Genomic DNA, 23,752 nt, shown 5'->3' with positions numbered 1-23,752 from the left:
CAGGGTAAAACCATGCCATCTACACGCTATCAAAAAATTAATGCCCATCACTATCGCCATATATGGGCCGTTGGTGATATTCATGGTGACTATCAATTATTACAATCCCGCTTACATCAACTCTCTTTTTGCCCTGAAACCGACTTACTTATTTCTGTCGGCGATAATATTGATCGTGGGCCGGAGAGTCTTAACGTGCTGCGCCTGCTAAACCAGCCCTGGTTTACATCGGTCAAAGGCAACCATGAAGCGATGGCATTGGATGCGTTCGCGACCGGCGATGGCAATATGTGGCTTGCCAGTGGTGGCGACTGGTTCTTTGAGTTAAGTGATACGGAACAAAAAGAAGCAATAGACCTGTTGCTACGTTTTCATAATCTTCCGCATATTGTTGAAATCACTAACGACATAATAAAATATGTCATCGCGCATGCAGATTATCCGGGGAATGAATATCTCTTTGGCAAAGAAATAGCGGAGAGAGAATTGCTCTGGCCTGTTGATCGCGTACTGAAATCGCTCAAAGGCGAGTTACAGGAAATAAACGGCGCCGACTGCTTTATCTTCGGACATATGATGTTTGATAACATCCAGACATTCGCCAACCAGGTTTATATTGATACCGGTTCGCCGGAAAGTGGGCGCCTGTCATTTTATAAAATAAAGTAGTCTCATGCTTCTTCTGTGAAGCATGAGTAACCCGGTGTTATTGCAGGCCATTATTCATTTTTCGCTACCAGCAAAGAGAGATCCTGCTTCGCCAGCGCGCGACTGGCACTCTCCGGCAAACCGTCGTCTGTAATAATCTGATCAAACTCGCTTAATGGTAACGCCAGCCATGTCGCCACCTGACCATATTTCGTCGCATCACAGACCAAAACTCGCTGGCGGCTGGCACTGGCAATCGCCCGTTTCACCGTGACTTTATCTTCCGCTGGCGTAGAAATCCCCCGCACACTCCATGACGATGCAGAAATAAAAGCCTGATCAATCATCAGGCTGCGCAGCATGGTCGCAGCGGCTTCCCCGACACAGGAACGGTTTTCCCGACATACTGCACCGCCAGTGTGAATAATTGTGCAATTACTGTTGTCGAGCAAGTAGTCCGCAATAACGAAATCGTTTGTGACCACAGTCAGTGACTCCATGTGAATCAGATGCTGTGCTATCGCTAGCGTGGTCGTTCCCGCATCCAGATAGATACAACTTCCCGGCTGAACAAGACTTGCCGCCAGCTTGCCAATAGCCGCTTTTTGCGTCATTGCCAGCGCAGTTTTTACCTGATGAGAAGGTTCATGCGCCACGCGTCCCGGAGACTGGACGCCTCCGGACACCAGCACAACGGCTCCCTGCTGCTCCAGTTTTTGTAAATCCCGACGAATGGTCATATGTGACACATTCATTCTGTCCGTTAGTTCAGCAATACTGACAATGCCTTTTTCAGCTACCATCTCAAGGATGATTTGGCGACGCTCTACGGGTATCAACTTTTGCTCCTTCCTTTGTCCTGCTGACATTCTACGCTATTTGCCTGCGAAACGTGCGCGGCGCAACTAACGCTTAGTTCACATAAAATAACACACAATGTTAATTTTTGTGAATCAGCTCACCATATCGTTATCTTCCAGCGCTTATATTCACATTATCAAACAAAATATCACTTAAATTAACAAGGAGAGCAGATGAAAACGGGATCTGAGTTTCATGTCGGTATCGTTGGCTTAGGGTCAATGGGAATGGGAGCAGCACTGTCATGTGTCCGCGCAGGTCTTTCTACCTGGGGCGCAGACCTAAACAGCAATGCCTGCGCTACGTTGAAAGAGGCAGGTGCTTGCGGGGTTTCTGATAACGCCGCGACGTTTGCCGAAAAACTGGACGCTCTGCTGGTGCTGGTGGTCAATGCGGCCCAGGTTAAACAGGTGCTGTTTGGTGAAACAGGCGTTGCACAACATCTGAAACCCGGTACGGCAGTAATGGTTTCTTCCACTATCGCCAGTGCTGATGCGCAAGAAATTGCTACCGCTCTGGCTGGATTCGATCTGGAAATGCTGGATGCGCCAGTTTCTGGTGGTGCAGTAAAAGCCGCTAACGGTGAAATGACTGTCATGGCCTCCGGTAGCGATATTGCCTTTGAACGACTGGCACCCGTGCTGGAAGCCGTTGCCGGAAAAGTTTATCGCATAGGTGCAGAACCGGGACTAGGTTCGACCGTAAAAATTATTCACCAGTTGTTAGCGGGCGTACATATTGCTGCCGGAGCCGAAGCGATGGCACTTGCAGCCCGTGCGGGGATCCCGCTGGATGTGATGTATGACGTCGTGACCAATGCCGCCGGAAATTCCTGGATGTTCGAAAACCGGATGCGTCATGTGGTGGATGGCGATTACACCCCGCATTCAGCCGTCGATATTTTTGTTAAGGATCTTGGTCTGGTTGCCGATACAGCCAAAGCCCTGCACTTCCCGCTGCCATTGGCCTCAACAGCATTGAATATGTTCACCAGCGCCAGTAACGCGGGTTACGGGAAAGAAGACGATAGCGCAGTTATCAAGATTTTCTCTGGCATCACTCTACCGGGAGCGAAATCATGATCAAGATTGGCGTTATCGCCGATGATTTTACCGGCGCGACGGATATCGCCAGTTTTCTGGTGGAAAACGGTCTACCAACGGTACAAATTAACGGTGTTCCAACAGGTAAAATGCCGGAAGCAATCGACGCACTGGTGATCAGCCTGAAAACGCGCTCCTGTCCGGTGGTTGAAGCCACACAGCAATCGCTGGCGGCTCTGAGCTGGTTGCAACAGCAAGGTTGCAAACAGATCTATTTCAAATACTGCTCTACTTTCGACAGTACGGCGAAAGGTAATATCGGCCCGGTTACCGATGCATTAATGGATGCTCTCGACACGCCGTTTACGGTCTTCTCTCCGGCCCTGCCGGTCAACGGACGTACGGTTTATCAGGGGTATTTGTTCGTAATGAATCAACTGTTGGCCGAATCCGGGATGCGCCATCACCCGGTAAATCCCATGACCGACAGCTATCTTCCCCGTCTGGTTGAAGCGCAATCCACAGGGCGCTGCGGCGTCGTTTCAGCACATGTTTTCGAACAAGGTGTGAAAGCCGTTCGTCAGGAGCTGGCTCGCTTACAGCAAGAGGGCTATCGCTACGCGGTGCTTGATGCGCTGACCGAACACCATCTGGAAATTCAGGGGGAAGCCTTGCGCGATGCCCCACTGGTAACGGGCGGTTCTGGTCTGGCAATTGGCCTGGCCCGGCAGTGGGCGCAAGAAAATGGTAACCAGGCTCGCGAAGCAGGGCGTCCGCTCGCAGGGCGCGGCGTAGTGCTCTCCGGTTCATGCTCTCAAATGACCAACCGCCAGGTGGCACATTACCGTCAAATTGCACCAGCCCGTGAAGTTGATGTTGCACGCTGCCTCTCAATTGAAACTCTGGCCGCTTATGCACACGAGCTGGCAGAGTGGGTTCTGGGCCAGGAAAGTGTACTTGCTCCACTGGTTTTTGCCACCGCCAGCACTGACGCATTGGCAGCAATTCAACAGCAATACGGTGCACAAAAAGCCAGTCAGGCAGTAGAAACACTGTTTTCTCAACTAGCGGCGCAGTTAGCAGCGGAAGGCGTGACACGCTTTATTGTCGCAGGCGGTGAGACCTCCGGCGTAGTCACACAGAGCCTGGGAATAAAAGGGTTTCATATTGGCCCAACCATTTCCCCCGGCGTGCCGTGGGTAAACGCACTGGATAAGCCTGTCTCACTCGCCCTTAAATCTGGCAACTTCGGTGATGAAGCCTTTTTTTCACGAGCCCAAAGAGAGTTTTTATCATGAGCGATTTCGCAAAAGTAGAGCAGTCTTTGCGAGAGGAGATGACGCGGATTGCCAGTTCATTCTTTCAGCGCGGCTATGCAACCGGTTCGGCTGGCAATCTGTCGCTGCTTTTACCTGATGGGAATTTACTGGCGACACCGACAGGTTCATGCCTGGGCAATCTCGATCCGCAGCGGCTTTCCAAAGTCGCCGTGGATGGCGAATGGTTAAGTGGTGACAAACCCTCGAAAGAGGTGCTCTTTCATCTGGCGCTGTATCGCAACAATCCGCGCTGTAAAGCGGTAGTGCATTTGCACAGTACGTGGTCGACGGCGCTTTCCTGCCTGGAAGGGCTGGACAGCAATAACGTTATTCGGCCGTTCACACCATACGTGGTGATGCGGATGGGTAATGTCCCGCTGGTGCCCTATTACCGACCGGGCGATAAACGCATCGCACAGGATCTGGCGGAACTGGCAGCAGACAATCAGGCTTTTTTACTGGCAAATCATGGCCCAGTGGTTTGCGGTGAAAGCCTGCAAGAAGCCGCCAACAATATGGAAGAGCTGGAGGAAACGGCAAAGCTGATTTTTATTCTCGGTGACCGCCCGATCCGTTATCTGACCGCAGGTGAAATTGCGGAATTAAGGAGTTAATGCAATGCCTCGTTTTGCAGCTAATTTATCCATGATGTTCACCGAAGTGCCTTTTATTGAACGCTTCGCCGCAGCGCGAAAAGCCGGGTTCGATGCTGTGGAATTTCTGTTTCCCTATGACTACTCCCCCCTGCAAATCCAAAAGCAACTGGTGCAAAACCATCTGACACTGGCGCTGTTCAATACCGCTCCCGGAGATATTAATGCGGGAGAATGGGGATTATCCGCCCTTCCTGGACGTGAGCACGAAGCACGCGCAGACATCGACCTGGCACTGGAATATGCATTGGCGCTCAATTGTGAACAAGTCCATGTGATGGCAGGCGTCGTGCCCGCTGGCGAAGATGCTGAACGGTACCGGGCAGTATTTATTGATAATCTCCGCTACGCTGCCGACCGCTTTGCGCCACACGGCAAGCGAATATTGGTTGAAGCACTCAGCCCCGGCGTTAAGCCTCATTATCTCTTCTCCAGCCAGTATCAGGCACTGGCTATTGTTGAAGAGGTTGCGCGAGATAACGTGTTTATTCAACTAGATACTTTCCATGCGCAAAAAGTAGATGGCAACCTGACACATTTAATCCGCGATTACGCCGGGAAATATGCGCACGTACAAATTGCCGGACTACCTGATCGACATGAACCGGACGATGGAGAAATCAACTATCCGTGGCTGTTCCGCCTGTTCGATGAGGTGGGATATCAGGGCTGGATCGGTTGTGAATATAAACCTCGTGGCCTCACCGAAGAAGGGCTTGGCTGGTTTGACGCCTGGCGCTAATTCGTTAAATCCCTAATTACAACGTACCCATACATCCCCCCATCTACGGATGGGGTAGGTTAACTATAACTTTCAGACAGGGTTTCCCATGTCCACAATTACATTGTTATGCATTGCGTTAACTGGCGTAATCATGCTGTTGCTGCTGGTCATCAAGGCAAAGGTACAACCATTCGTTGCTCTGCTCCTCGTCAGCCTGTTAGTCGCACTTGCGGCGGGTATACCGGCGGGCGAAGTGGGTAAAGTGATGATCGCCGGGATGGGCGGTGTGCTTGGTTCCGTCACTATTATTATTGGTCTGGGCGCTATGCTGGGGCGTATGATCGAACACTCTGGTGGTGCAGAGTCACTGGCTAATTATTTCAGTCGCAAGTTAGGTGACAAACGAACTATCGCTGCGCTGACTCTGGCAGCGTTCTTCCTCGGTATTCCCGTCTTCTTTGATGTCGGCTTTATTATTCTTGCGCCAATCATTTACGGTTTTGCCAAGGTTGCCAAAATATCGCCACTCAAATTTGGCCTGCCTGTCGCTGGAATCATGCTAACTGTTCATGTGGCGGTACCGCCGCATCCTGGCCCTGTCGCCGCAGCGGGGTTACTCCACGCAGACATCGGCTGGCTAACCATCATCGGTATTGCGATTTCTATTCCCGTAGGGATTGTTGGCTACTTTGCAGCGAAAATAATCAATAAGCGCCAATATGCGATGTCGGTGGAAGTACTGGAACAGATGCAACTGGCTCCGGCCAGTGAGGAAGGCGCGACAAAATTAAGCGATAAAATAAATCCACCGGGCGTCGCGCTGGTCACCTCGCTAATTGTTATTCCTATCGCGATTATCATGGCGGGTACGGTTTCCGCAACACTGATGCCGCCTTCGCATCCCCTGCTTGGTACGCTACAGCTGATCGGCTCACCAATGGTAGCTCTAATGATTGCGCTGGTGCTGGCATTCTGGTTATTGGCTTTACGTCGCGGCTGGAGCTTACAACACACCAGCGACATTATGGGCTCAGCCCTTCCCACTGCGGCGGTAGTGATTTTGGTTACTGGTGCTGGAGGGGTATTTGGCAAAGTGCTGGTGGAATCGGGCGTCGGCAAAGCCCTTGCCAACATGCTACAAATGATTGACCTGCCTCTGTTACCAGCCGCATTTATTATTTCACTGGCGCTGCGTGCATCGCAGGGGTCAGCAACCGTAGCAATCCTGACAACCGGCGGGTTACTCTCAGAAGCTGTGATGGGATTGAATCCGATTCAGTGCGTATTGGTGACGCTGGCAGCCTGCTTTGGTGGGCTTGGCGCGTCACATATTAATGACTCAGGGTTCTGGATTGTGACCAAATATCTGGGGTTGTCGGTAGCAGACGGTCTGAAAACCTGGACAGTGTTAACGACCATTCTCGGTTTTACCGGATTCTTAATTACCTGGTGCGTATGGGCGGTAATTTGACCTTAATAAAAAGGTCCGATGGGCATCGGACCTTTTATTTAGCGCTTACCTTCCGCCAGCAGCGGCGGAATGCTCGGCACCATCGGTGCGTCATCAATATCTTTCTGCGTCATACGGAAGGCTTCGGGATAATGTTCGCGGCTGGTGCGACGTAGCGGTTCAGTATCGCGCCATGTATAAAGGCAATGCTGGCACTGGTAGACCGTCCAGACATTTTTCACCGGCGATTTCGCCATCACTTCAATCTGTTCATCGGCACAACGTGGACAAATCATCTTGTTCTCCTTATTTACGTGCGGCCAGCATAGCGGTCAGTTTTTCAGCCCAGGCTTTGGTTTCCGGTAAGTCCACCACCGGCTGGCTGTAGTGACCACGGTTGTCCGGGGCGACAGGCGTGGTGGCGTCGATAATCAGCTTATCGGTGATCCCCGCCGGGCTTGAGCCTGGGTCGAGTTCCAGCACGGACATATTTGGCAGTTGCACCAGATCGCCTGCCGGGTTCACTTTCGACGAGAGCGCCCACATCACCTGCGGCAGGTTGAACGGGTCAACGTCTTCATCGACCATAATCACCATCTTCACATAACCCAGACCGTGCGGCGTGGTCATCGCACGCAGGCCCACTGCGCGGGCAAAGCCGCCATAGCGTTTTTTGGTGGAGATAATCGCCAGCAGGCCGTGGGTGTACATAGCGTTCACCGCCTGCACTTCCGGGAACTCGGCTTTCAACTGCTGGTAAAGCGGCACGCAGGTGGCAGGCCCCATCAGGTAGTCGATTTCGGTCCACGGCATGCCGAGATAGAGCGATTCAAAAATCGGTTTGGTGCGGTAAGAGACTTTATCGATGCGCACTACGGTCATGTTGCGCCCACCGGAGTAGTGCCCGGTAAACTCACCGAACGGCCCTTCGATTTCACGTTTGCGGCTTTCGATAACCCCTTCGAGGATCACTTCTGAACCCCACGGCACATCAAAACCGGTCAGCGGGGCGGTGGCGATCGGGTACGGGCTTTCGCGTAGCGCGCCCGCCATTTCGTACTCCGATTGATCATATTTCAGCGGGGTGGCGCCCATCAGGGTGATGATCGGATCGTTACCCAGCGTGATGGCAATTGGCAAATCTTCACCACGTTCTTCCGCTTTATGCAGATGCAGGGCGATATCGTGCATCGGCACCGGTTGCAGGCCGAGCTTACGCTTACCCTTCACTTCCATGCGATAGATGCCGACGTTCTGCTTGCCGAAGTTATCCGGATCGAGCGGATCGCGGGAAACCACGCACGCTTTGTCGAGATAGAAACCGCCATCGCCATCGTTTAAACGAAACAGCGGCAGGATATTGAACAAATTGATCTCGTCGCCATCGACGGTGTTCTGCGCCCAGGCAGGATTCGCACGGCGCTCCGGGGCTATCGGGAAGTTATCCCAGCGGCGGATAAACTCATCAATCTGTTTTTTAACCGGGGTGTTTGGCGGCAGACCGAGAGAAATTGCGTGGTTCTGCCAGGAACCGATGGTGTTCATTGCAACGCGGGCATCGATAAAGCCGCGAATATTATCAAACCACAGCGCGGGCGCGCCGTCGCCGATACGCCCGGTGGCGTTGGCAGCGGCTGCCAGATCCGGTTCCGCGTTCACCTCTTCGCTGATTTTCAGTAACTGGCCGTGGTCATCAAGCGCCTGTAAGAAGCTGCGTAAATCATCAAATGCCATTATTCATTCTCCTGAGAAAAATTCCGGGCCTGCGGCAACCCTTGCCAGCGCCTGGCGTGAGGATGTTCGAGGCCAAATTGATCCAGCACGCGGGCTACCACGTGGTGGACAATGTCATCTACCGTTTCGGGATGGTTATAAAAGGCAGGCATCGGCGGCACCATCGCCACGCCCATGCGCGAAAGTGCGAGCATATTTTCGAGATGGATGGTGCTAAGCGGCATTTCACGCGGCACCAGCACCAGTTTGCGGCCTTCTTTGAGCACGACGTCCGCCGCGCGCCCTACGAGACCATCGGCGTAACCAGCGCGGATACCGGCGAGCGTTTTCATACTGCATGGAATAACGATCATGCCGTCGGTACGAAAGGAGCCGGAAGAGATGGTCGCAGCCTGATCTGCCGGGTTATGGCTGAAGTCAGCGAGGGCGGCAACATCGCGAGCGCTGTAAGGCGTTTCCAGTTCAATAGTGGTTTTCGCCCACTTCGACATCACCAGATGAGTCTCGACATTCGGCATCTCCCGCAGCGCTTGCAGTAATGCCACACCAAGAGGCGCACCGGTAGCCCCTGTCATCCCGACGATCAGTTTCATTGCTTACTCTCTTAATTGTTCGTATACGAACGTTATTATTAACATACTCCTTCATTTCCACAGCGGCAAGGATTGAAAAGTAACAACATCTTCTTCGTCACTGAAAAACCGCTATGATAGCGACAGAGAATTAGCCCGGAGTTTACATGGCGTTACGAAATAAAGCGTTCCATCAGTTACGACAGCTTTTTCAGCAGCATACGGCCCGCTGGCAGCACGAGTTACCTGACCTGACCAAACCACAGTACGCGGTGATGCGCGCCATTGCTGATAAACCTGGTATCGAACAGGTGGCACTGATGGAAGCAGCCGTCAGCACCAAAGCAACGCTGGCAGAAATGTTGGCAAGAATGGAAAATCGTGGCTTAGTCAGACGTGAACATGACACCGCTGATAAGCGGCGACGCTTTGTCTGGCTGACTGCCGAAGGAGAAAAGGTACTTGCTGCGGCGATACCGATTGGCGACAGTGTGGATGAGGAATTTTTGGGGCGTTTGAGTGGAGAAGAGCAGGAGCTGTTTATGCAGCTGGTGCGCAAGATGATGAGCAAATAGGATGTTGATTGCCGGATGGGACGCTGACGTGTCTTATCTAGGCGACGAAACACACCAACTCCCCATACAAAAGAAAAAGGCCAGCCTCATAAGAGACTGGCCTTTCTGACAGATGCTTACTTATTCGCGGAACAGCGCTTCGATATTCAGCCCCTGCGTTTGCAGGATTTCGCGCAAACGGCGCAGGCCTTCAACCTGAATCTGGCGAACACGTTCACGGGTGAGGCCAATTTCACGACCTACATCTTCCAGTGTTGCCGCTTCGTACCCCAGCAAACCGAATCGACGTGCCAGCACTTCACGCTGCTTGGCGTTCAGTTCGAACAGCCATTTGACGATGCTTTGTTTCATATCGTCATCTTGCGTGGTGTCTTCCGGGCCGTTTTCTTTTTCATCGGCCAGGATGTCCAGCAACGCTTTTTCGGAATCTCCACCCAGCGGGGTGTCTACCGAGGTAATGCGCTCGTTAAGACGAAGCATACGGCTGACGTCATCAACTGGCTTATCCAGCTGCTCTGCGATCTCTTCCGCACTTGGTTCGTGGTCCAGCTTATGGGACAACTCACGTGCGGTTCGCAGGTAAACGTTCAGCTCCTTTACGATGTGAATCGGCAAACGAATAGTACGGGTTTGGTTCATAATCGCCCGTTCGATCGTCTGGCGAATCCACCAGGTTGCGTATGTTGAGAAGCGGAAACCACGTTCCGGGTCAAACTTCTCTACCGCGCGGATCAGCCCCAGGTTGCCCTCTTCGATAAGATCCAGCAAAGCCAGACCACGATTGCCATAACGGCGGGCAATTTTTACCACCAGACGCAAGTTACTCTCGATCATCCGGCGGCGGGAGGCAACATCTCCTCGCAGTGCGCGACGCGCAAAATAAACTTCTTCTTCGGCCGTTAACAGTGGTGAATAACCAATCTCACCAAGGTAAAGCTGAGTCGCGTCCAACACACGCTGTGTGGCCCCTTGCGATAACAGTTCCTCTTCGGCCAAATCGTTATCACTGGGTTCCTCTTCTACTAAGGCCTTTTCGTCAAAAACCTCAACTCCGTTCTCATCAAATTCCGCATCTTCATTTAAATCATGAACTTTCAGCGTATTCTGACTCATAAGGTGGCTCCTACCCGTGATCCCTTGACGGAACATTCAAGCAAAAGCCTGGTTCCGCCGATTTATCGCTGCGGCAAATAACGCAGCGGGTTTACGGATTTCCCCTTGTAACGAATTTCAAAATGCAAGCGTGTTGAACTGGTTCCGGTGCTACCCATGGTTGCTATTTTTTGCCCCGCCTTCACTTCTTGTTGTTCCCGGACCAGCATTGTGTCGTTATGGGCGTAGGCACTCAGGTAATCATCATTATGTTTGATGATAATCAGATTACCGTAGCCGCGCAGCGCGTTACCGGCATAAACAACGCGGCCATCTGCGGTCGCGATAATTGCCTGTCCTTTGCTGCCTGCGATATCAATCCCCTTGTTGCCCCCCTCAGAAGCACCAAAGGTTTCGATCACTTTGCCCTCAGTCGGCCAGCGCCAGGTGGAGATAGGCGCACTGGTTGATGTACTGCTGACAGTCGGCTCGGTTGTGCTTGCTGTTGGTACCGTTACAGGCGCTGTGACCGTGGTCCCAGTTGGCTTGTTGTTCGGCAACATTTTGTTAGCACTCTGTTCACCCGAAGACTCAGAATACGTAATTGTCGGTTGCGACGCAACAGCAACGGTGGAATTTTGTGCAGGCTTGATCACAACTCCTTGCTCTGCTGCATCGGCCTGGGTAATGGCATTTCCGCCAGTGATTGGCGTACCGGAAGCATTACCCACCTGTAAGGTCTGACCTACATTCAGCGCGTATGGCGCCTGAATATTGTTGCGCTGAGCAAGGTCACGGAAATCATTGCCAGTAATCCAGGCGATATAGAAAAGTGTGTCGCCTTTTTTCACGGTGTATGTACTGCCGCTATAACTGCCTTTCGGAATGTTCCCATACTGACGGTTGTAGACGATGCGTCCGTTTTCCATCTGTACCGGCGGCTGAGCAACTGGCTGCACCGGCTGGATTTGCGGTTGTTGTGCAGATTGAATTTGTGGCTGCTGTACCGGCTGAATTTGCGGTTGCTGCGTTGTAGACGTCGTACCCATTTTCGGCGGCGGCGTAATCAACATACCAGAATTGGTGTTTGCAGACGCATTGCCATTAACGGAGCTGACCGGTGCCGGTGGATTTGAAGTGTCAGAACAGCCTGCCAGCCATAGCGAAACCAGTGACAAAGCCGCAATGCGGCGAACGGTGAATTTTGGGCTTCCCGCGCTCATTTATCCCCCAGGAAAAATTGGTTAATAACCAGTGACATAATTACCGTGCAAGGCACCATACTGAACACTGGAAAAGATGTTCACGATACGCTGACCTGCGGCAAAATAACCAGGAAAAATCCAGGTATTTCCTCACGTTTTAAGCCAGCTCACCCTTCACTAAAGGGACAAAGCGCACGGCCTCCACGGTATCGATAATAAATTCGCCTCCCCGACGACGCACCCGTTTCAAATACTGGTGCTCCTCCCCTACGGGTAAGACGAGAATCCCGCCTTCGTCCAGCTGCGTCATTAGCGCAGTTGGAATTTCCGGCGGTGCCGCCGTAACAATGATAGCGTCAAACGGCGCACGTGCCTGCCAACCTTGCCATCCATCGCCATGACGGGTTGAAACATTATGTAAATCAAGGTTTTTCAGGCGGCGACGCGCCTGCCACTGCAAGCCTTTAATACGTTCAACCGAGCAAACATGCTGGACAAGATGCGCCAGAATTGCCGTTTGATATCCCGAACCGGTGCCAATTTCCAGCACCCGCGACTGCGGCGTCAGCTCGAGTAATTCGGTCATTCGCGCCACCATATACGGCTGCGAAATTGTCTGCCCCTGACCTATCGGCAAGGCGATATTGTCCCAGGCTTTTTGTTCAAACGCTTCATCAACGAATTTTTCACGCGGCACGGCGGCAAGTGCATTCAGCACCTGCTCATCCTGAATACCTTGCGCACGTAATTGATCCAGAAGTGCTTGTACGCGTCTGCTTACCATTGCGTGCCAACTCCCACGCTGTTTAACCAGTCTGAAACCACATCTTGCGCGCTATGCGCAGTTAAATCCACATGCAGCGGCGTGATGGAGACATAGCCCTCATCTACCGCAGCAAAATCGGTCCCCGGACCGGCATCACATTTACCGCCCGGCGGGCCAATCCAGTACAGCGTATTGCCGCGCGGATCTTGCTGCGGGATCACCTGATCTGCCGGATGTCGTGTACCGCAGCGCGTCACGCGAATACCTTTGATTTGATCCAATGGTAAATCCGGTACGTTAATATTGAGAATACGCCCGGTGCGCAACGGCTCTTTACACAGTGCGCGCAAAATTGAACAGGTTACCGCCGCGGCAGTGTCGTAATGTTTATGCCCGTCAAGCGAGACTGCCAGCGCCGGAAAGCCTAAATGACGGCCCTCCATCGCGGCGGCTACCGTACCGGAATAGATAACATCATCCCCCAGATTCGGCCCGGCGTTAATTCCGGACACAACAATGTCCGGGCGCGGACGCATCAGAGCATTCACGCCAAGATAGACGCAATCGGTCGGGGTTCCCATTTGCACAGCAATATCACCATTTTCAAAGGTAAACGTGCGCAGGGAGGATTCCAGTGTCAGAGAATTTGAAGCGCCGCTGCGGTTACGATCGGGGGCGACCACCTGAACGTCAGCAAACTCACGCAAGGCTTTCGCCAGCGTTTGTATACCGGGTGCATGTACCCCGTCATCATTACTCAGCAATATGCGCATAATCACCTGTTGTGTTGATAAGTTCCCTGACAACGCTGGTTGCAAAACTTCCCGCCGGAAGCCAGAAACGGATTTCTACGGTGACGTCATCCCACCAGTTCCAGCTTAATTGTTGCGGATACAGCAGCATCGCTCTGCGCGCGGCTTCAACTTTTTCGCGCACCAGTAAGGCTTGTAATTCAGTTTCTGCGGCGACAGCTGCTTGTTCGAATGCCAGCGCTTCACGCTGAGTTCCCCATTCGCCACTGCCCGGCAATGCGGCGGTTATCATTAGCTCTTTATCGTTGACGCGACGCTGTAATTCCGCCAGTTCTTCGGTGGTTGCAACAAACCAGCTACCACGTCCGGCTAATTGTAGCGCATCGCCGTCAACAACTTGATTAACGTCTGCTTTTTTGAGGCGCTCAGCAACAATCTGATTAAACAACGCACTGCGGGCTGCCGACAACCAAAAACTCCGTTTATTGCGATCGCGCACCGAAGTATTGGTTTGCGCCCAGCGCAGCGCGCCCTGCAAGTTGCTACCGCCAATCCCAAAACGTTGGGCACCGAAGTAGTTCGGTACACCTTTTACGCAAATATCGATCAGACGTTGTTCAACGTCATCGCGATTGCTCACTTCGCGCAGAACCAGGGTAAAGGCGTTACCTTTCAGCGCGCCTAAACGTAACTTACGCTTGTGTCGCGCATACTCCAGCACCTGACAACCTTCCAGTTGAAAAGCACTGAGATCCGGCATCTCTTTACCTGGCACTCGTGCACAAAACCACTGTTCCGTAACAGCATGTTTATCTTTTTGCCCAGCGAAGCTGACTTCACGGGCATGAATTTTCAGGAATTTCGCCAGTGCATCCGCCACAAAACGGGTATTACAGCCGTTTTTGAGGATTCTAACCAGAATATGCTCACCTTCACCATCAGGCTCAAAGCCCAAATCTTCCACCACCACAAAGTCTTCCGGATTGGCTTTCAGCAGCCCGGTACCTTGCGGTTTACCGTGGAGGTAAGTGAGATTATCAAACTCAATCATTTTGTTGCCTTAATGAGTAGCGCCACCGCTTCACAGGCAATCCCTTCCCCACGTCCGGTAAATCCCAGTTTTTCCGTAGTAGTGGCTTTCACGTTAACATCATCCATATGGCAGCCGAGATCTTCGGCAATAAACACGCGCATTTGTGGAATGTGCGGCAACATCTTCGGTGCCTGAGCGATGATAGTGACATCGACGTTGCCAAGGGTATAACCCTTCGCCTGAATACGACGCCAGGCTTCGCGTAGCAGCTCGCGGCTATCGGCACCTTTAAATGCCGGATCGGTATCCGGGAACAGTTTGCCGATATCCCCCAGCGCCGCCGCGCCAAGCAATGCATCGGTCAACGCATGGAGCGCCACGTCGCCATCAGAATGCGCCAGCAATCCTTTTTCGTAAGGAATGCGTACGCCACCAATGATAATTGGGCCTTCACCGCCAAAGGCGTGTACGTCAAAACCGTGTCCAATTCGCATTATGTATTCTCCTGATGGATGGTTCGGGTGAGGTAAAACTCGGCCAGTGCCAAATCTTCCGGGCGCGTGACTTTAATGTTATCCGCGCGGCCTTCGACCAACTGCGGATGAAATCCGCAATATTCCAGCGCCGAGGCTTCGTCGGTAATAGTCGCACCTTCATTTAAAGCGCGCGTCAGGCAGTCATGTAACAGCTCACGAGGGAAAAATTGCGGCGTCAGCGCGTGCCATAAGCCGTTGCGATCAACGGTATGAGCAATGGCATTTTTGCCCGGTTCGGCACGTTTCATCGTATCGCGCACTGGTGCGGCGAGGATCCCCCCCGTGCGGCTGGTTTCGCTCAACGCCAACAATCGCGCGAGGTCATCCTGATGCAGACAAGGACGAGCGGCGTCATGCACCAATACCCACTGCGCATCGCCAGCTGCTTTCAGACCTGCCAGTACCGAATCGGCACGCTCATCACCGCCATCTACAACGGTGATTTGCGGATGATTCGCCAGAGGAAGTTGTGCAAAACGGCTATCGCCAGGACTTATGGCAATGACGACATGCTTCACCCGGGGATGCGCCAGCAGCGCATGCACCGAGTGTTCAAGAATGGTTTGATTACCGATTGAAAGATATTGCTTAGGACATTCCGTTTGCATTCGACGGCCAAATCCGGCCGCCGGAACCACGGCGCAAACATCCAAATGAGTGGTTGCCATGTTAATTCCCGGGCTGATTTATCGAGTGTTTTGCCCCGCAGACTGTGCGCGCTTCGACGCGTCAGGCACCAGACGATAAAAAGTTTCGCCCGGCCTGGTCATGCTAAGTTCATTACGCGCACGCTCTTCGAGCGCCTCCTGGCCGCCATTGAGATCGTCAATTTCGGCAAAAAGTTGATCGTTTCGCGCTTTAAGTTTCGCGTTTGTAGCTTGCTGTGCCGCCACATCATCATTGACGCGGGTATAGTCATGTATACCGTTCTTACCGAACCACAGCGAATACTGTAGCCAGACCAGAATAGCCAGCAACAGCAGCGTTAGTTTACCCATCCTGCCCCCTGAAAAACGGCATCTTCATCCCATGCATCCGAAGACGACTCTACATCCTCTGTTGGGGATACCGCGACAACGCGGGCAAATGTACCACATTTGTCCATTGTTACGTATACCCAGGGCGTGCAGAACATAATCTCATTATTCGTTACGGTTTGAATTATGAACAGAGGAGACGGGAAAGTACAAATTAGCCCAGTAGCCACATAAACAGTGCGCCAAACATAATGCCGACTGTCACCAGGGTGAAAACAATACTGTAGCGTAGCTTTCCGTCCATCAATGAATGCAGCGCAATCCCCACCACCACCGCGACAGGCATCAGTGCCAGAAAGAAAGGCCAGGTGTAGATAAAGAAGAACAGCGTGTTAGAGCCATAAATCAACATCGGCATCGCCAGCGCAAATAACCAGGAGACAAAACCAACCACAGCACCTGGCAGTGACCATGTGGTTTCTTCATCCTCAGTAAGGCTGTCGTTATTTGTTAGTGTAATGTTATGGCTATTACGCATATTTGATCCTGTAACTTTGACGGACCGGGCATGGAAACCCGGTGGTGTCTCAGGATCTGATAATATCGTTCTGTCTCAACAGATCTAATAATTGCTGTACCAAATTTGTTACTAATTGTTCACCATTGAGATGAATTTCTGCCGATTCAGGTGCTTCGTAAACGGAATCTATTCCCGTAAAGTTACGCAGTTCACCGGCACGTGCTTTCTTATATAAGCCTTTTGGATCGCGGGCCTCGCAAATCGCCAGCGGCGTATCGACAAACACTTCGATAAAACGCCCTTCTCCTACGCGTTCGCGAACCATCTGGCGTTCGGCGCGGTGTGGCGAGATAAAAGCGGTCAGCACCACCAGTCCAGCTTCAACCATTAAATTCGCCACTTCACCGACGCGACGGATATTCTCTTTACGATCGGCATCGCTAAAACCGAGATCGCTGCATAAGCCGTGGCGGACGTTGTCGCCATCCAGCAAATACGTACTGACACCAAGGTTATGTAACGCCTCCTCCAGCGCCCCCGCGACGGTTGATTTACCGGAACCAGAGAGGCCGGTAAACCACAGCACAACACCACGATGACCGTGGTGCTGTTCGCGTTGTTGCGGAGTTACTGGGTGGCTATGCCAGACGACGTTTTCGTCATGCAGCGCCATTATTTATCTCCCAGTAAATCGCGCGCACCCCAGTGCGGGAAATGGCGGCGAACCAGGGCATTCAATTCCAGTTCGAATGCACTGAATTCAGATGGCGCAGCAGTAGCCTGGCTAACTGGCTCGTGCACCATACCGGCACCCACGGTCACATTGCTCAGGCGATCGATAAAAATCAGACCACCAGTAACCGGGTTTTGCTGATAACGATCTAACACCAGTGGCTCGTCAAAAGTGAGATCCACCAGGCCGATGCCGTTCAGCGGCAGATTTTCAACTTCGCGTTGAGTAAGGTTATTAATATCAACCTGATAACGAATGCCATCAACACGAGCACGCGTCTTCTTACCGGCAATTTTGATGTCGTAACTCTGGCCTGGGGAAAGCGGCTGTTCCGCCATCCATACCACATCCACCGACGCGCTCTGCACAGCCGGTAACGCTTCGTCTGCCGCCAGCAGCAGATCGCCACGGCTGATGTCGATCTCATCCGTCAGCACCAGGGTGATCGCTTCTCCGGCAAAGGCTTCTTCGCGATCGCCATCAAAGGTCACGATCCGCGCGACGTTTGATTCCACACCAGAGGGCAGCACTTTGACACGTTGCCCGACTTCCACGCGACCGGATGCCAGCGTTCCGGCGTAGCCACGAAAATCGAGATTCGGGCGGTTAACGTACTGCACCGGAAAGCGCATTGGCTGAGCATCCACCACTCGCTGGATTTCCACGGTTTCCAGCACTTCGAGCAGTGTCGGACCGCTGTACCACGACATGCTTTCACTTTGCGAAGCCACGTTGTCGCCTTCCAGCGCGGAGAGCGGCACAAAGCGAATATCCAGATTACCCGGCAGCTGCTCGGCAAAGGTCAGATAATCTTCACGAATGCGGGTGAACGTCTCTTCGCTGTAATCCACCAGATCCATTTTGTTGATCGCCACGATCAGATGTTTGATCCCCAACAGTGTGGAGATAAAACTGTGACGACGCGTTTGATCGAGCACGCCTTTACGGGCATCGATCAGTAAGATCGCCAGTTCGCATGTCGATGCGCCAGTCGCCATATTGCGGGTGTACTGCTCGTGCCCAGGGGTATCGGCGATTATAAATTTACGCTTCTCAGTGGAGAAATAGCGGTAAGCCACATCAATGGTGATGCCCTGTTCACGCTCAGCTTGCAGGCCGTCCACCAGCAGTGCCAGATCCAGCTTTTCGCCCTGGGTGCCGTGACGCTTACTGTCGTTATGCAGCGATGAGAGCTGATCTTCGTAGATTTGGCGGGTATCGTGCAGCAGGCGACCAATCAGGGTACTTTTGCCGTCATCGACGCTACCACAGGTCAGAAAACGCAGCAGACTTTTATGTTGTTGCGCAATCATCCAGGCTTCAACGCCGCCTTCATTGGCAATTTGTTGTGCAAGTGCAGTGTTCATCTTAAAAATACCCCTGACGTTTTTTCAGCTCCATAGAACCTGCCTGGTCGCGGTCAATCACGCGCCCCTGACGTTCACTGGTGGTGGAAACCAGCATCTCTTCGATGATTTCCGGCAGTGTTTGCGCATTTGACTCCACCGCGCCGGTCAGCGGCCAGCAGCCCAGCGTACGGAAACGCACCATCCGTTTTTTAATCACTTCGCCCGGTTGCAGGTCGATACGGTTGTCATCAATCATCATCAACATACCGTCGCGTTCCAGAACCGGACGTTCAGCAGCGAGATACAGCGGGACAATGTCGATATTTTCCAGCCAGATGTATTGCCAGATATCCTGCTCGGTCCAGTTAGAGAGCGGGAAAACGCGGATACTTTCGCCTTTGTTAATTTGCCCGTTGTAGTTGTGCCACAGCTCCGGGCGCTGATTTTTCGGGTCCCAGCGATGGAAGCGGTCACGGAAAGAGTAGATTCGCTCCTTAGCGCGGGATTTCTCTTCGTCACGACGTGCGCCACCGAAGGCGGCATCAAAACCGTACTTGTTCAACGCCTGCTTCAAACCTTCGGTTTTCATAATATCGGTATGTTTTGCGCTGCCGTGTACGAATGGATTAATCCCCATCGCCACGCCTTCCGGGTTTTTATGCACCAGCAACTCGCAGCCATAGGCTTTAGCCGTACGATCACGAAACTCATACATCTCGCGGAATTTCCAGCCAGTATCAACATGCAGCAGAGGGAAAGGCAGCGTACCCGGATAAAACGCCTTGCGCGCCAGATGCAGCATGACGCTGGAATCTTTACCGATAGAGTAGAGCATCACCGGATTTGAGAATTCTGCCGCCACCTCGCGAATAATGTGGATGCTTTCCGCCTCCAGTTGCCGCAGGTGAGTAAGTCGTTTTTGATCCATAACCGTTCCTTTGCAATACCGCTATTTTTCTTGCCATCAGATGTTTCGACTATAGGGAGCGTAAGAGAACGAATGAAATTACCAATTAGAATGAGTAGTTCCTTAACGGAATAACGATTTGGCAAAGCTAATATCAAAAAGTGCTTAAGGCACCGGATTTCGGGCGTTTAGGAAGATTTGAAATTGTTTTAGCGCAGCGGCAGTTTCATACTATGGCGGTAAAAAAATTTGCATGGTATTTAAGGACTCACTATGTTTTCCGCATTGCGCCACCGTACCGCTGCCCTGGCGCTCGGCGTATGCTTTATTCTCCCCGTACACGCCTCGTCACCTAAACCTGGTGATTTTGCTAATACACAGGCACGACATATTGCTACTTTCTTTCCGGGACGCATGACCGGAACTCCTGCAGAAATGTTATCTGCCGATTATATTCGCCAACAGTTTCAACAGATGGGTTATCGCAGTGATATTCGGACATTTAATAGCCGATATATTTACACCGCCCGCGATAACCGCAAAAACTGGCACAACGTGACGGGAAGTACGGTGATTGCCGCTCATGAAGGCAAAGCGCCGCAGCAGATCATCATTATGGCGCATCTTGATACGTACGCTCCACTGAGCGATGCCGACGCCGATGCCAATCTCGGCGGGCTGACGTTACAAGGAATGGATGATAACGCCGCAGGTTTAGGTGTCATGCTGGAACTGGCTGAACGTCTGAAAAATACGCCTACCGAGTATGGTATTCGTTTTGTGGCAACCAGTGGAGAAGAAGAAGGGAAATTAGGCGCTGAGAATTTACTCAAGCGCATGAGCGATACTGAAAAGAAAAATACGCTGCTGGTGATTAATCTCGATAACTTAATTGTTGGCGATAAATTGTATTTTAATAGTGGTGTAAATACACCAGAGGCTGTCAGGAAATTAACCCGTGATCGAGCGCTGGCAATTGCGCGTAATCATGGGATTGCAGCGACAACAAATCCAGGTTTGAATAAAAACTATCCGAAAGGCACTGGGTGTTGTAACGATGCAGAAGTTTTCGACAAAGCCGGTATTGCGGTACTTTCGGTGGAGGCGACCAACTGGAATCTTGGAAATAAGGATGGTTATCAGCAACGCGCAAAAACACCGGCCTTCCCGGCGGGAAATAGCTGGCATGATGTAAGGCTTGATAATCAACAGCATATTGATAAGGCGCTTCCTGGAAGAATAGAACGTCGCTGCCGTGACGTTATGCGGATAATGCTACCGCTGGTGAAGGAACTGGCGAAGGCGTCATGAGGCGTTTGAAAATGGGAGTTGGGAGTTCCCCCGCTGACGCGGGGGAGCTCAGTTATGGGTAACAGTACCCCAGAACCGAGAGCGGTTTATCCCCGCTGGCGCGGGGAACACGTCAGCTCCGCTAAGAAAATGTGATCCGGCTTCGGTTTATCCCCGCTGGCGCGGGGAACACTTACCCCTAAATCATCCGCTCTTCCTGCCATGGGGTTTATCCCCGCTGGCGCGGGGAACACCGATCGCGAGCGGATTTAATTTCCGAAATTTCCGGTTTATCCCCGCTGGCGCGGGGAACACACTCTCTCGCGCTCGAAATAGCGCTGGGTATTCGGTTTATCCCCGCTGGCGCGGGGAACACACTAAGCATACGTATCTGTTTTTAAACAATTTTATTCCACATCAACAATCTACCAACTAAATTCAAACATTTCCTTATTTTTAAAGAACGGGTAACTTATTGATTCTCAACAGGAAGAAACGAAACCAACCGTAACCCATCCAAATCCACCGGAATACGTCTGTTTTCACCCCAGGTCTGAAATTCAAAACCCGACTCGGTATTGGTCGCCCAGGCCATGACCACATTTCCGCAACCTGCCAGTTGGGGGATTTGCTGCCAGATCATCTCCCGAATACGTTTGGATGTATCACCAACATAAACACCAGCACGCACTTCCAGTAGCCAGATCGCGAGCCGTCCACGTAAGCGCGGCGGGACATTTTCTGTAACAACCACGACCATGCTCATCCGCTGCGCCCCCGGTGACCACTATCACCCAGCGTTTCAGGTTCCGGGATAGCTGGCGGTAACATATCCGGCGCGGGTTGTGGTGGTTCAATTTCACCGGCGGCAAGGACTTCCTCAATTAACGGGATTAATTTGCCCGTTAACTTAGTGCTACGGAAAATATCGCGACAGGCCAACCTGACTTCTTTATCTGGTTCTGCGGGTTGCCTCGCCGCTATTTCAAATGCCTTTGGCACAACCAAATCAAATTTAATGATATCGGCTATGTCATAAACAAATGAAAGCGGTTTGCCACTATGGATAAAACCAATAGCGGGCGCATATCCCGCGGCTAATACAGCCGCTTCAGATATACCGTACAGGCATGATGTGGCAGCACTGATGCAGCGATTCACAACATCGCCTTTTTCCCAGTCTTTAGGATCGTAGTTGCGACCATTCCATTTCACACCATATTGCTTCGCCAGTAATGCATAGGTCTGGCGTACTCGGGCTCCCTCAATTCCCCGTAGCTGCTCCACTGAACGGCGAGCTGGCGGTGGTTCACGAAAACGTAATTCATACATTTTGCGCACCACCTTCAACCGTAGATCTTCCGTTAAAGCCAGCTTTGCCTGGTAGAGTAATTTATCTGCCCGCGCCCCTCCAGGTTGTCCGGGGGAGTAAACGCGAACGCCCGCTTCACCGACCCAGACCAGCAGTGTCCCCACCGTGGCGGCCAGATGCACCGCCGCGTGGGAAACTCTCGTTCCTGGTTCGAGCATTATGCAAGCGACCGATCCCACCGGAATATGCGTGCGGATCCCTGTTTTGTCGATCAGCACGAAAGCGCCATCCAGTACGTCGATCTGACCGTACTGGAGGAAGATCATGGAGGTGCGATCTTTTAATGGGATCGGACTCAGTGGTACAAACGTCACGCCTCTGCTCCGGGTTTGATTAACATCAGACCACAGCCGAACGCCCGGCTTTTGCCATACCCCAGGCAGAGACGTTGCAGAAATAACCCTGGCTCGGTGACCGTCAGCATCCCCGTATAATCCACGCTACTGAACTGGATCAGTTGCCGGGCATTTTCCCGCCGCAGTTGCTGTTGTCGGTAGGCATCGACCGAGGTATCCAGCAGTGTAAAACCACTTCTCTCTCCCTGCGCAGCCAGCCAGCCCAGCGCCGCCTGTTGTTGATGCAACCAGACATCACTTCCTTCCGCCTGCCCCCTCACCTGCCGTTTCGCCTCCATCAGCAGATCGTGGCGCTTACCCGCTTTACAGACTGTTGGATTCGCCCGCAGGTTGAAACAAAGGGATTGTCCGGTACGCAGCTCCGGCGCAAATGACCGGCATTCGATGGTGAACATTTCACTTTCCGCCGGGCGTTCCTGCGACAGGACAAAAAAGCGAAACGCGCCCTGGAGTTCTTCCCGACGATAAAGAAATTGCCTTTCTTTGCCGCCAGGAAAAAGATCCCACAGCCACTGATGCATCACATATTCACCGCGATCCACCAGATGCAGTAACTGCGCAGGCGAAAGCTGGCCGGTATGTAAGGTTATTCTTGAGAGGTACATGGTTCCTCCTTGCTGAGCCACGGCCCCTGATTGACGGTGCGTTCCCCAAACAGCCACTGCTGACGATTTAAAGGAACATCCCGGCGGCGTAATATTTTGCTCGAGACCAGGCCATCGTGCTCCCCTTCCCACCAGCATTCATCCTGAAGTTTCGGGAGTGAGACTTTCAGTTCGTGGAAACGATCCTGATACTGTTGGTATGCGTTACGTAAGGCATCAGACGCGTTACCTTCAAGCAGTAACGGCGCAAGGGGTAATGCCAGCGGATGGCTTTTTCGCCCCAGATAAAGCGGAAAAACCGGATGGCGTAAACCTTCCTGCAACTGTTCGAGGCTGTAAGGCGCATCAGCTGTTGTTGCCACGGCCACCATCCACCAGGCATCGGTGTAGTAGTCGCGCCGGGAGATAATCGCGCTTAGAAGATCAGGGGCGCTCAACTCTTCGCGACGGCTGAAATAACGCGCTTTACGCACCTCTTTTGGCATCTGGACCGTGTGATAATCCCGTGCCCAGCGCGGGTTACGGCTGGCGCAAACCACCAGTGAATAGTGGCGATTAAACGCGTTTAAGCATTCGGTGTCATCACGCCGTATCCCTACCCCGGCAGCCAGCAGCCCCAGCAATGCTGAACGCGAAGGCAGTTCATGGGTATGACGCACCTCACCGGGTGCATCAACGCC

28 protein-coding genes and 1 CRISPR repeat array are annotated in these 23,752 nt (G+C 52.4%); of the genes, 8 read left to right on the top strand and 20 right to left on the bottom strand.

Annotated elements, in window-relative coordinates:
• The first annotated feature begins 12 nt into the window (after positions 1-12).
• Positions 13-669 (top strand): protein-serine/threonine phosphatase, encoded by a 657-nt coding sequence (pphB, locus tag BEB42_RS07045; RefSeq protein ID WP_046081189.1) that lies wholly within the window; start codon positions 13-15, stop codon positions 667-669.
• Positions 670-719: 50 nt separating this feature from the next.
• On the opposite strand, the gene ygbI is transcribed toward pphB, so the two are convergent.
• Positions 720-1,487: a DNA-binding transcriptional repressor YgbI gene (gene ygbI / locus BEB42_RS07040; protein ID WP_001295181.1), complete on the bottom strand. Its 768-nt coding sequence runs from the start codon at positions 1,485-1,487 to the stop codon at positions 720-722.
• 195 nt (positions 1,488-1,682) lie between these two features.
• On the opposite strand from ygbI, the gene ltnD reads away from it, so the two are divergent.
• The 5 genes from ltnD (at position 1,683) to BEB42_RS07015 (ending at position 6,719) form a co-directional block, all read left to right on the top strand.
• On the top strand, positions 1,683-2,591 hold the full coding sequence (ltnD, locus tag BEB42_RS07035) for an L-threonate dehydrogenase (protein ID WP_000847985.1): 909 nt from the start codon (positions 1,683-1,685) through the stop codon (positions 2,589-2,591).
• Positions 2,588-3,850, top strand: coding sequence for a 3-oxo-tetronate kinase (gene otnK / locus BEB42_RS07030; protein ID WP_105267250.1), 1,263 nt, complete (start codon positions 2,588-2,590; stop codon positions 3,848-3,850). Before ltnD ends, otnK begins: the two co-directional genes overlap by 4 nt.
• A complete protein-coding gene (gene otnC / locus BEB42_RS07025; protein WP_088542239.1) occupies positions 3,847-4,485 on the top strand; it encodes a 3-oxo-tetronate 4-phosphate decarboxylase in 639 nt (212 codons plus the stop codon). The genes otnK and otnC overlap by 4 nt, the downstream gene beginning before the upstream one ends.
• Before the next feature lie 4 nt (positions 4,486-4,489).
• Positions 4,490-5,266, top strand: coding sequence for an HPr family phosphocarrier protein (locus BEB42_RS07020; RefSeq protein ID WP_105267249.1), 777 nt, complete (start codon positions 4,490-4,492; stop codon positions 5,264-5,266).
• An 88-nt stretch (positions 5,267-5,354) separates the two neighbouring features.
• Positions 5,355-6,719: a GntP family transporter gene (locus BEB42_RS07015; RefSeq protein WP_000104457.1), complete on the top strand. Its 1,365-nt coding sequence runs from the start codon at positions 5,355-5,357 to the stop codon at positions 6,717-6,719.
• A 38-nt stretch (positions 6,720-6,757) separates the two neighbouring features.
• Here the strand turns inward: BEB42_RS07015 and BEB42_RS07010 are convergent, their stop codons facing one another.
• The 3 genes from BEB42_RS07010 to BEB42_RS07000 are packed head-to-tail and all read right to left on the bottom strand — an operon-like array spanning position 6,758 to position 9,025.
• Positions 6,758-6,994, bottom strand: a complete 237-nt coding sequence (locus BEB42_RS07010) for a non-oxidative hydroxyarylic acid decarboxylases subunit D (RefSeq protein WP_000562989.1) — start codon at positions 6,992-6,994, stop codon at positions 6,758-6,760.
• 10 nt (positions 6,995-7,004) lie between these two features.
• On the bottom strand, positions 7,005-8,432 hold the full coding sequence (locus BEB42_RS07005; protein WP_039021012.1) for a non-oxidative hydroxyarylic acid decarboxylases subunit C: 1,428 nt from the start codon (positions 8,430-8,432) through the stop codon (positions 7,005-7,007).
• Positions 8,432-9,025, bottom strand: coding sequence for a non-oxidative hydroxyarylic acid decarboxylases subunit B (locus BEB42_RS07000; RefSeq protein WP_000767723.1), 594 nt, complete (start codon positions 9,023-9,025; stop codon positions 8,432-8,434). The genes BEB42_RS07005 and BEB42_RS07000 overlap by 1 nt, the downstream gene beginning before the upstream one ends.
• Before the next feature lie 146 nt (positions 9,026-9,171).
• Between BEB42_RS07000 and BEB42_RS06995 the strand changes: the two genes are divergently transcribed.
• Positions 9,172-9,579, top strand: a complete 408-nt coding sequence (locus BEB42_RS06995; RefSeq protein ID WP_001208080.1) for a MarR family winged helix-turn-helix transcriptional regulator — start codon at positions 9,172-9,174, stop codon at positions 9,577-9,579.
• A gap of 120 nt (positions 9,580-9,699) precedes the next feature.
• Here the strand turns inward: BEB42_RS06995 and rpoS are convergent, their stop codons facing one another.
• The 12 genes from rpoS to cysD form a co-directional block, all read right to left on the bottom strand.
• Positions 9,700-10,692 (bottom strand): RNA polymerase sigma factor RpoS, encoded by a 993-nt coding sequence (rpoS, locus tag BEB42_RS06990; protein WP_000081550.1) that lies wholly within the window; start codon positions 10,690-10,692, stop codon positions 9,700-9,702.
• 62 nt (positions 10,693-10,754) lie between these two features.
• On the bottom strand, positions 10,755-11,849 hold the full coding sequence (gene nlpD / locus BEB42_RS06985) for a murein hydrolase activator NlpD (RefSeq protein ID WP_306299019.1): 1,095 nt from the start codon (positions 11,847-11,849) through the stop codon (positions 10,755-10,757).
• A gap of 184 nt (positions 11,850-12,033) precedes the next feature.
• On the bottom strand, positions 12,034-12,660 hold the full coding sequence (gene pcm, locus BEB42_RS06980) for a protein-L-isoaspartate O-methyltransferase (RefSeq protein WP_000254708.1): 627 nt from the start codon (positions 12,658-12,660) through the stop codon (positions 12,034-12,036).
• Positions 12,654-13,415 (bottom strand): 5'/3'-nucleotidase SurE, encoded by a 762-nt coding sequence (gene surE, locus BEB42_RS06975; RefSeq protein WP_001295182.1) that lies wholly within the window; start codon positions 13,413-13,415, stop codon positions 12,654-12,656. Before surE ends, pcm begins: the two co-directional genes overlap by 7 nt.
• The gene (gene truD / locus BEB42_RS06970; RefSeq protein WP_000568910.1) at positions 13,396-14,445 is read right to left on the bottom strand and encodes a tRNA pseudouridine(13) synthase TruD; all 1,050 of its coding nucleotides are present in this window, start codon (positions 14,443-14,445) and stop codon (positions 13,396-13,398) included. The genes surE and truD overlap by 20 nt, the downstream gene beginning before the upstream one ends.
• Positions 14,442-14,921 carry a 2-C-methyl-D-erythritol 2,4-cyclodiphosphate synthase gene (ispF, locus tag BEB42_RS06965; RefSeq protein WP_001219242.1) on the bottom strand — a complete coding sequence of 160 codons (480 nt, stop codon included), beginning with the start codon at positions 14,919-14,921 and terminating at the stop codon, positions 14,442-14,444. Before ispF ends, truD begins: the two co-directional genes overlap by 4 nt.
• Positions 14,921-15,631 carry a 2-C-methyl-D-erythritol 4-phosphate cytidylyltransferase gene (gene ispD / locus BEB42_RS06960; protein ID WP_000246131.1) on the bottom strand — a complete coding sequence of 237 codons (711 nt, stop codon included), beginning with the start codon at positions 15,629-15,631 and terminating at the stop codon, positions 14,921-14,923. The genes ispF and ispD overlap by 1 nt, the downstream gene beginning before the upstream one ends.
• 18 nt (positions 15,632-15,649) lie before the next feature.
• Positions 15,650-15,961 (bottom strand): cell division protein FtsB, encoded by a 312-nt coding sequence (ftsB, locus tag BEB42_RS06955; RefSeq protein WP_000517477.1) that lies wholly within the window; start codon positions 15,959-15,961, stop codon positions 15,650-15,652.
• Positions 15,962-16,154: 193 nt separating this feature from the next.
• Positions 16,155-16,478: a DUF3561 family protein gene (locus BEB42_RS06950; RefSeq protein WP_001246111.1), complete on the bottom strand. Its 324-nt coding sequence runs from the start codon at positions 16,476-16,478 to the stop codon at positions 16,155-16,157.
• 49 nt (positions 16,479-16,527) lie between these two features.
• Complete coding sequence (cysC, locus tag BEB42_RS06945) at positions 16,528-17,133, bottom strand: adenylyl-sulfate kinase (protein WP_001173655.1); 606 nt, start codon at positions 17,131-17,133, stop codon at positions 16,528-16,530.
• Entirely contained in the window at positions 17,133-18,560 is a 1,428-nt protein-coding gene (gene cysN / locus BEB42_RS06940; protein ID WP_001090339.1) for a sulfate adenylyltransferase subunit CysN, read from the bottom strand. Before cysN ends, cysC begins: the two co-directional genes overlap by 1 nt.
• A 1-nt stretch (position 18,561) precedes the next feature.
• Complete coding sequence (gene cysD / locus BEB42_RS06935; RefSeq protein WP_000372392.1) at positions 18,562-19,470, bottom strand: sulfate adenylyltransferase subunit CysD; 909 nt, start codon at positions 19,468-19,470, stop codon at positions 18,562-18,564.
• 252 nt (positions 19,471-19,722) lie between these two features.
• Here cysD and iap point away from each other — a divergent pair, with 252 nt between their 5' ends.
• A complete protein-coding gene (iap, locus tag BEB42_RS06930) occupies positions 19,723-20,760 on the top strand; it encodes an alkaline phosphatase isozyme conversion aminopeptidase (protein WP_000490407.1) in 1,038 nt (345 codons plus the stop codon).
• A gap of 83 nt (positions 20,761-20,843) precedes the next feature.
• Positions 20,844-21,115: a CRISPR direct-repeat array (repeat unit 28 nt; unit sequence GGTTTATCCCCGCTGGCGCGGGGAACAC).
• 96 nt (positions 21,116-21,211) lie between these two features.
• On the opposite strand, the gene cas2e is transcribed toward iap, so the two are convergent.
• Genes cas2e through cas5e form a run of 4 tightly spaced genes read right to left on the bottom strand, consistent with a single transcriptional unit; the run spans position 21,212 to position 23,731 of the window.
• Complete coding sequence (gene cas2e / locus BEB42_RS06925; protein WP_000063169.1) at positions 21,212-21,505, bottom strand: type I-E CRISPR-associated endoribonuclease Cas2e; 294 nt, start codon at positions 21,503-21,505, stop codon at positions 21,212-21,214.
• The gene (gene cas1e, locus BEB42_RS06920) at positions 21,502-22,425 is read right to left on the bottom strand and encodes a type I-E CRISPR-associated endonuclease Cas1e (protein WP_000144840.1); all 924 of its coding nucleotides are present in this window, start codon (positions 22,423-22,425) and stop codon (positions 21,502-21,504) included. Before cas1e ends, cas2e begins: the two co-directional genes overlap by 4 nt.
• Positions 22,422-23,072 (bottom strand): type I-E CRISPR-associated protein Cas6/Cse3/CasE, encoded by a 651-nt coding sequence (gene cas6e / locus BEB42_RS06915; RefSeq protein WP_000281451.1) that lies wholly within the window; start codon positions 23,070-23,072, stop codon positions 22,422-22,424. Before cas6e ends, cas1e begins: the two co-directional genes overlap by 4 nt.
• Complete coding sequence (gene cas5e / locus BEB42_RS06910) at positions 23,054-23,731, bottom strand: type I-E CRISPR-associated protein Cas5/CasD (RefSeq protein ID WP_105267248.1); 678 nt, start codon at positions 23,729-23,731, stop codon at positions 23,054-23,056. Before cas5e ends, cas6e begins: the two co-directional genes overlap by 19 nt.
• Positions 23,732-23,752: the final 21 nt, after the last annotated feature.

The sequence above is a fragment of the Escherichia sp. MOD1-EC5990 genome (genome assembly GCF_002965285.1).
GTDB classification, from domain to species: Bacteria; Pseudomonadota; Gammaproteobacteria; order Enterobacterales; family Enterobacteriaceae; genus Escherichia; species Escherichia coli_F.
This window is presented reverse-complemented; position numbering and strand designations above follow the sequence as displayed.

Coding starts and splice junctions, on each gene's coding strand:
- cas2e (WP_000063169.1), bottom strand. CDS start 21,505: ATGAGCATGGTCGTGGTTGTTACAGAAAATGTCCCGCCGCGCTTACGT.
- otnK (WP_105267250.1), top strand. CDS start 2,588: ATGATCAAGATTGGCGTTATCGCCGATGATTTTACCGGCGCGACGGAT.
- BEB42_RS07020 (WP_105267249.1), top strand. CDS start 4,490: ATGCCTCGTTTTGCAGCTAATTTATCCATGATGTTCACCGAAGTGCCT.
- otnC (WP_088542239.1), top strand. CDS start 3,847: ATGAGCGATTTCGCAAAAGTAGAGCAGTCTTTGCGAGAGGAGATGACG.
- BEB42_RS07015 (WP_000104457.1), top strand. CDS start 5,355: ATGTCCACAATTACATTGTTATGCATTGCGTTAACTGGCGTAATCATG.
- truD (WP_000568910.1), bottom strand. CDS start 14,445: ATGATTGAGTTTGATAATCTCACTTACCTCCACGGTAAACCGCAAGGT.
- ispD (WP_000246131.1), bottom strand. CDS start 15,631: ATGGCAACCACTCATTTGGATGTTTGCGCCGTGGTTCCGGCGGCCGGA.
- BEB42_RS06995 (WP_001208080.1), top strand. CDS start 9,172: ATGGCGTTACGAAATAAAGCGTTCCATCAGTTACGACAGCTTTTTCAG.
- cysD (WP_000372392.1), bottom strand. CDS start 19,470: ATGGATCAAAAACGACTTACTCACCTGCGGCAACTGGAGGCGGAAAGC.
- pcm (WP_000254708.1), bottom strand. CDS start 12,660: ATGGTAAGCAGACGCGTACAAGCACTTCTGGATCAATTACGTGCGCAA.
- pphB (WP_046081189.1), top strand. CDS start 13: ATGCCATCTACACGCTATCAAAAAATTAATGCCCATCACTATCGCCAT.
- BEB42_RS07005 (WP_039021012.1), bottom strand. CDS start 8,432: ATGGCATTTGATGATTTACGCAGCTTCTTACAGGCGCTTGATGACCAC.
- BEB42_RS07010 (WP_000562989.1), bottom strand. CDS start 6,994: ATGATTTGTCCACGTTGTGCCGATGAACAGATTGAAGTGATGGCGAAA.
- cysN (WP_001090339.1), bottom strand. CDS start 18,560: ATGAACACTGCACTTGCACAACAAATTGCCAATGAAGGCGGCGTTGAA.
- iap (WP_000490407.1), top strand. CDS start 19,723: ATGTTTTCCGCATTGCGCCACCGTACCGCTGCCCTGGCGCTCGGCGTA.
- cas6e (WP_000281451.1), bottom strand. CDS start 23,072: ATGTACCTCTCAAGAATAACCTTACATACCGGCCAGCTTTCGCCTGCG.
- ltnD (WP_000847985.1), top strand. CDS start 1,683: ATGAAAACGGGATCTGAGTTTCATGTCGGTATCGTTGGCTTAGGGTCA.
- ftsB (WP_000517477.1), bottom strand. CDS start 15,961: ATGGGTAAACTAACGCTGCTGTTGCTGGCTATTCTGGTCTGGCTACAG.
- BEB42_RS06950 (WP_001246111.1), bottom strand. CDS start 16,478: ATGCGTAATAGCCATAACATTACACTAACAAATAACGACAGCCTTACT.
- BEB42_RS07000 (WP_000767723.1), bottom strand. CDS start 9,025: ATGAAACTGATCGTCGGGATGACAGGGGCTACCGGTGCGCCTCTTGGT.
- cysC (WP_001173655.1), bottom strand. CDS start 17,133: ATGGCGCTGCATGACGAAAACGTCGTCTGGCATAGCCACCCAGTAACT.
- rpoS (WP_000081550.1), bottom strand. CDS start 10,692: ATGAGTCAGAATACGCTGAAAGTTCATGATTTAAATGAAGATGCGGAA.
- ispF (WP_001219242.1), bottom strand. CDS start 14,921: ATGCGAATTGGACACGGTTTTGACGTACACGCCTTTGGCGGTGAAGGC.
- surE (WP_001295182.1), bottom strand. CDS start 13,415: ATGCGCATATTGCTGAGTAATGATGACGGGGTACATGCACCCGGTATA.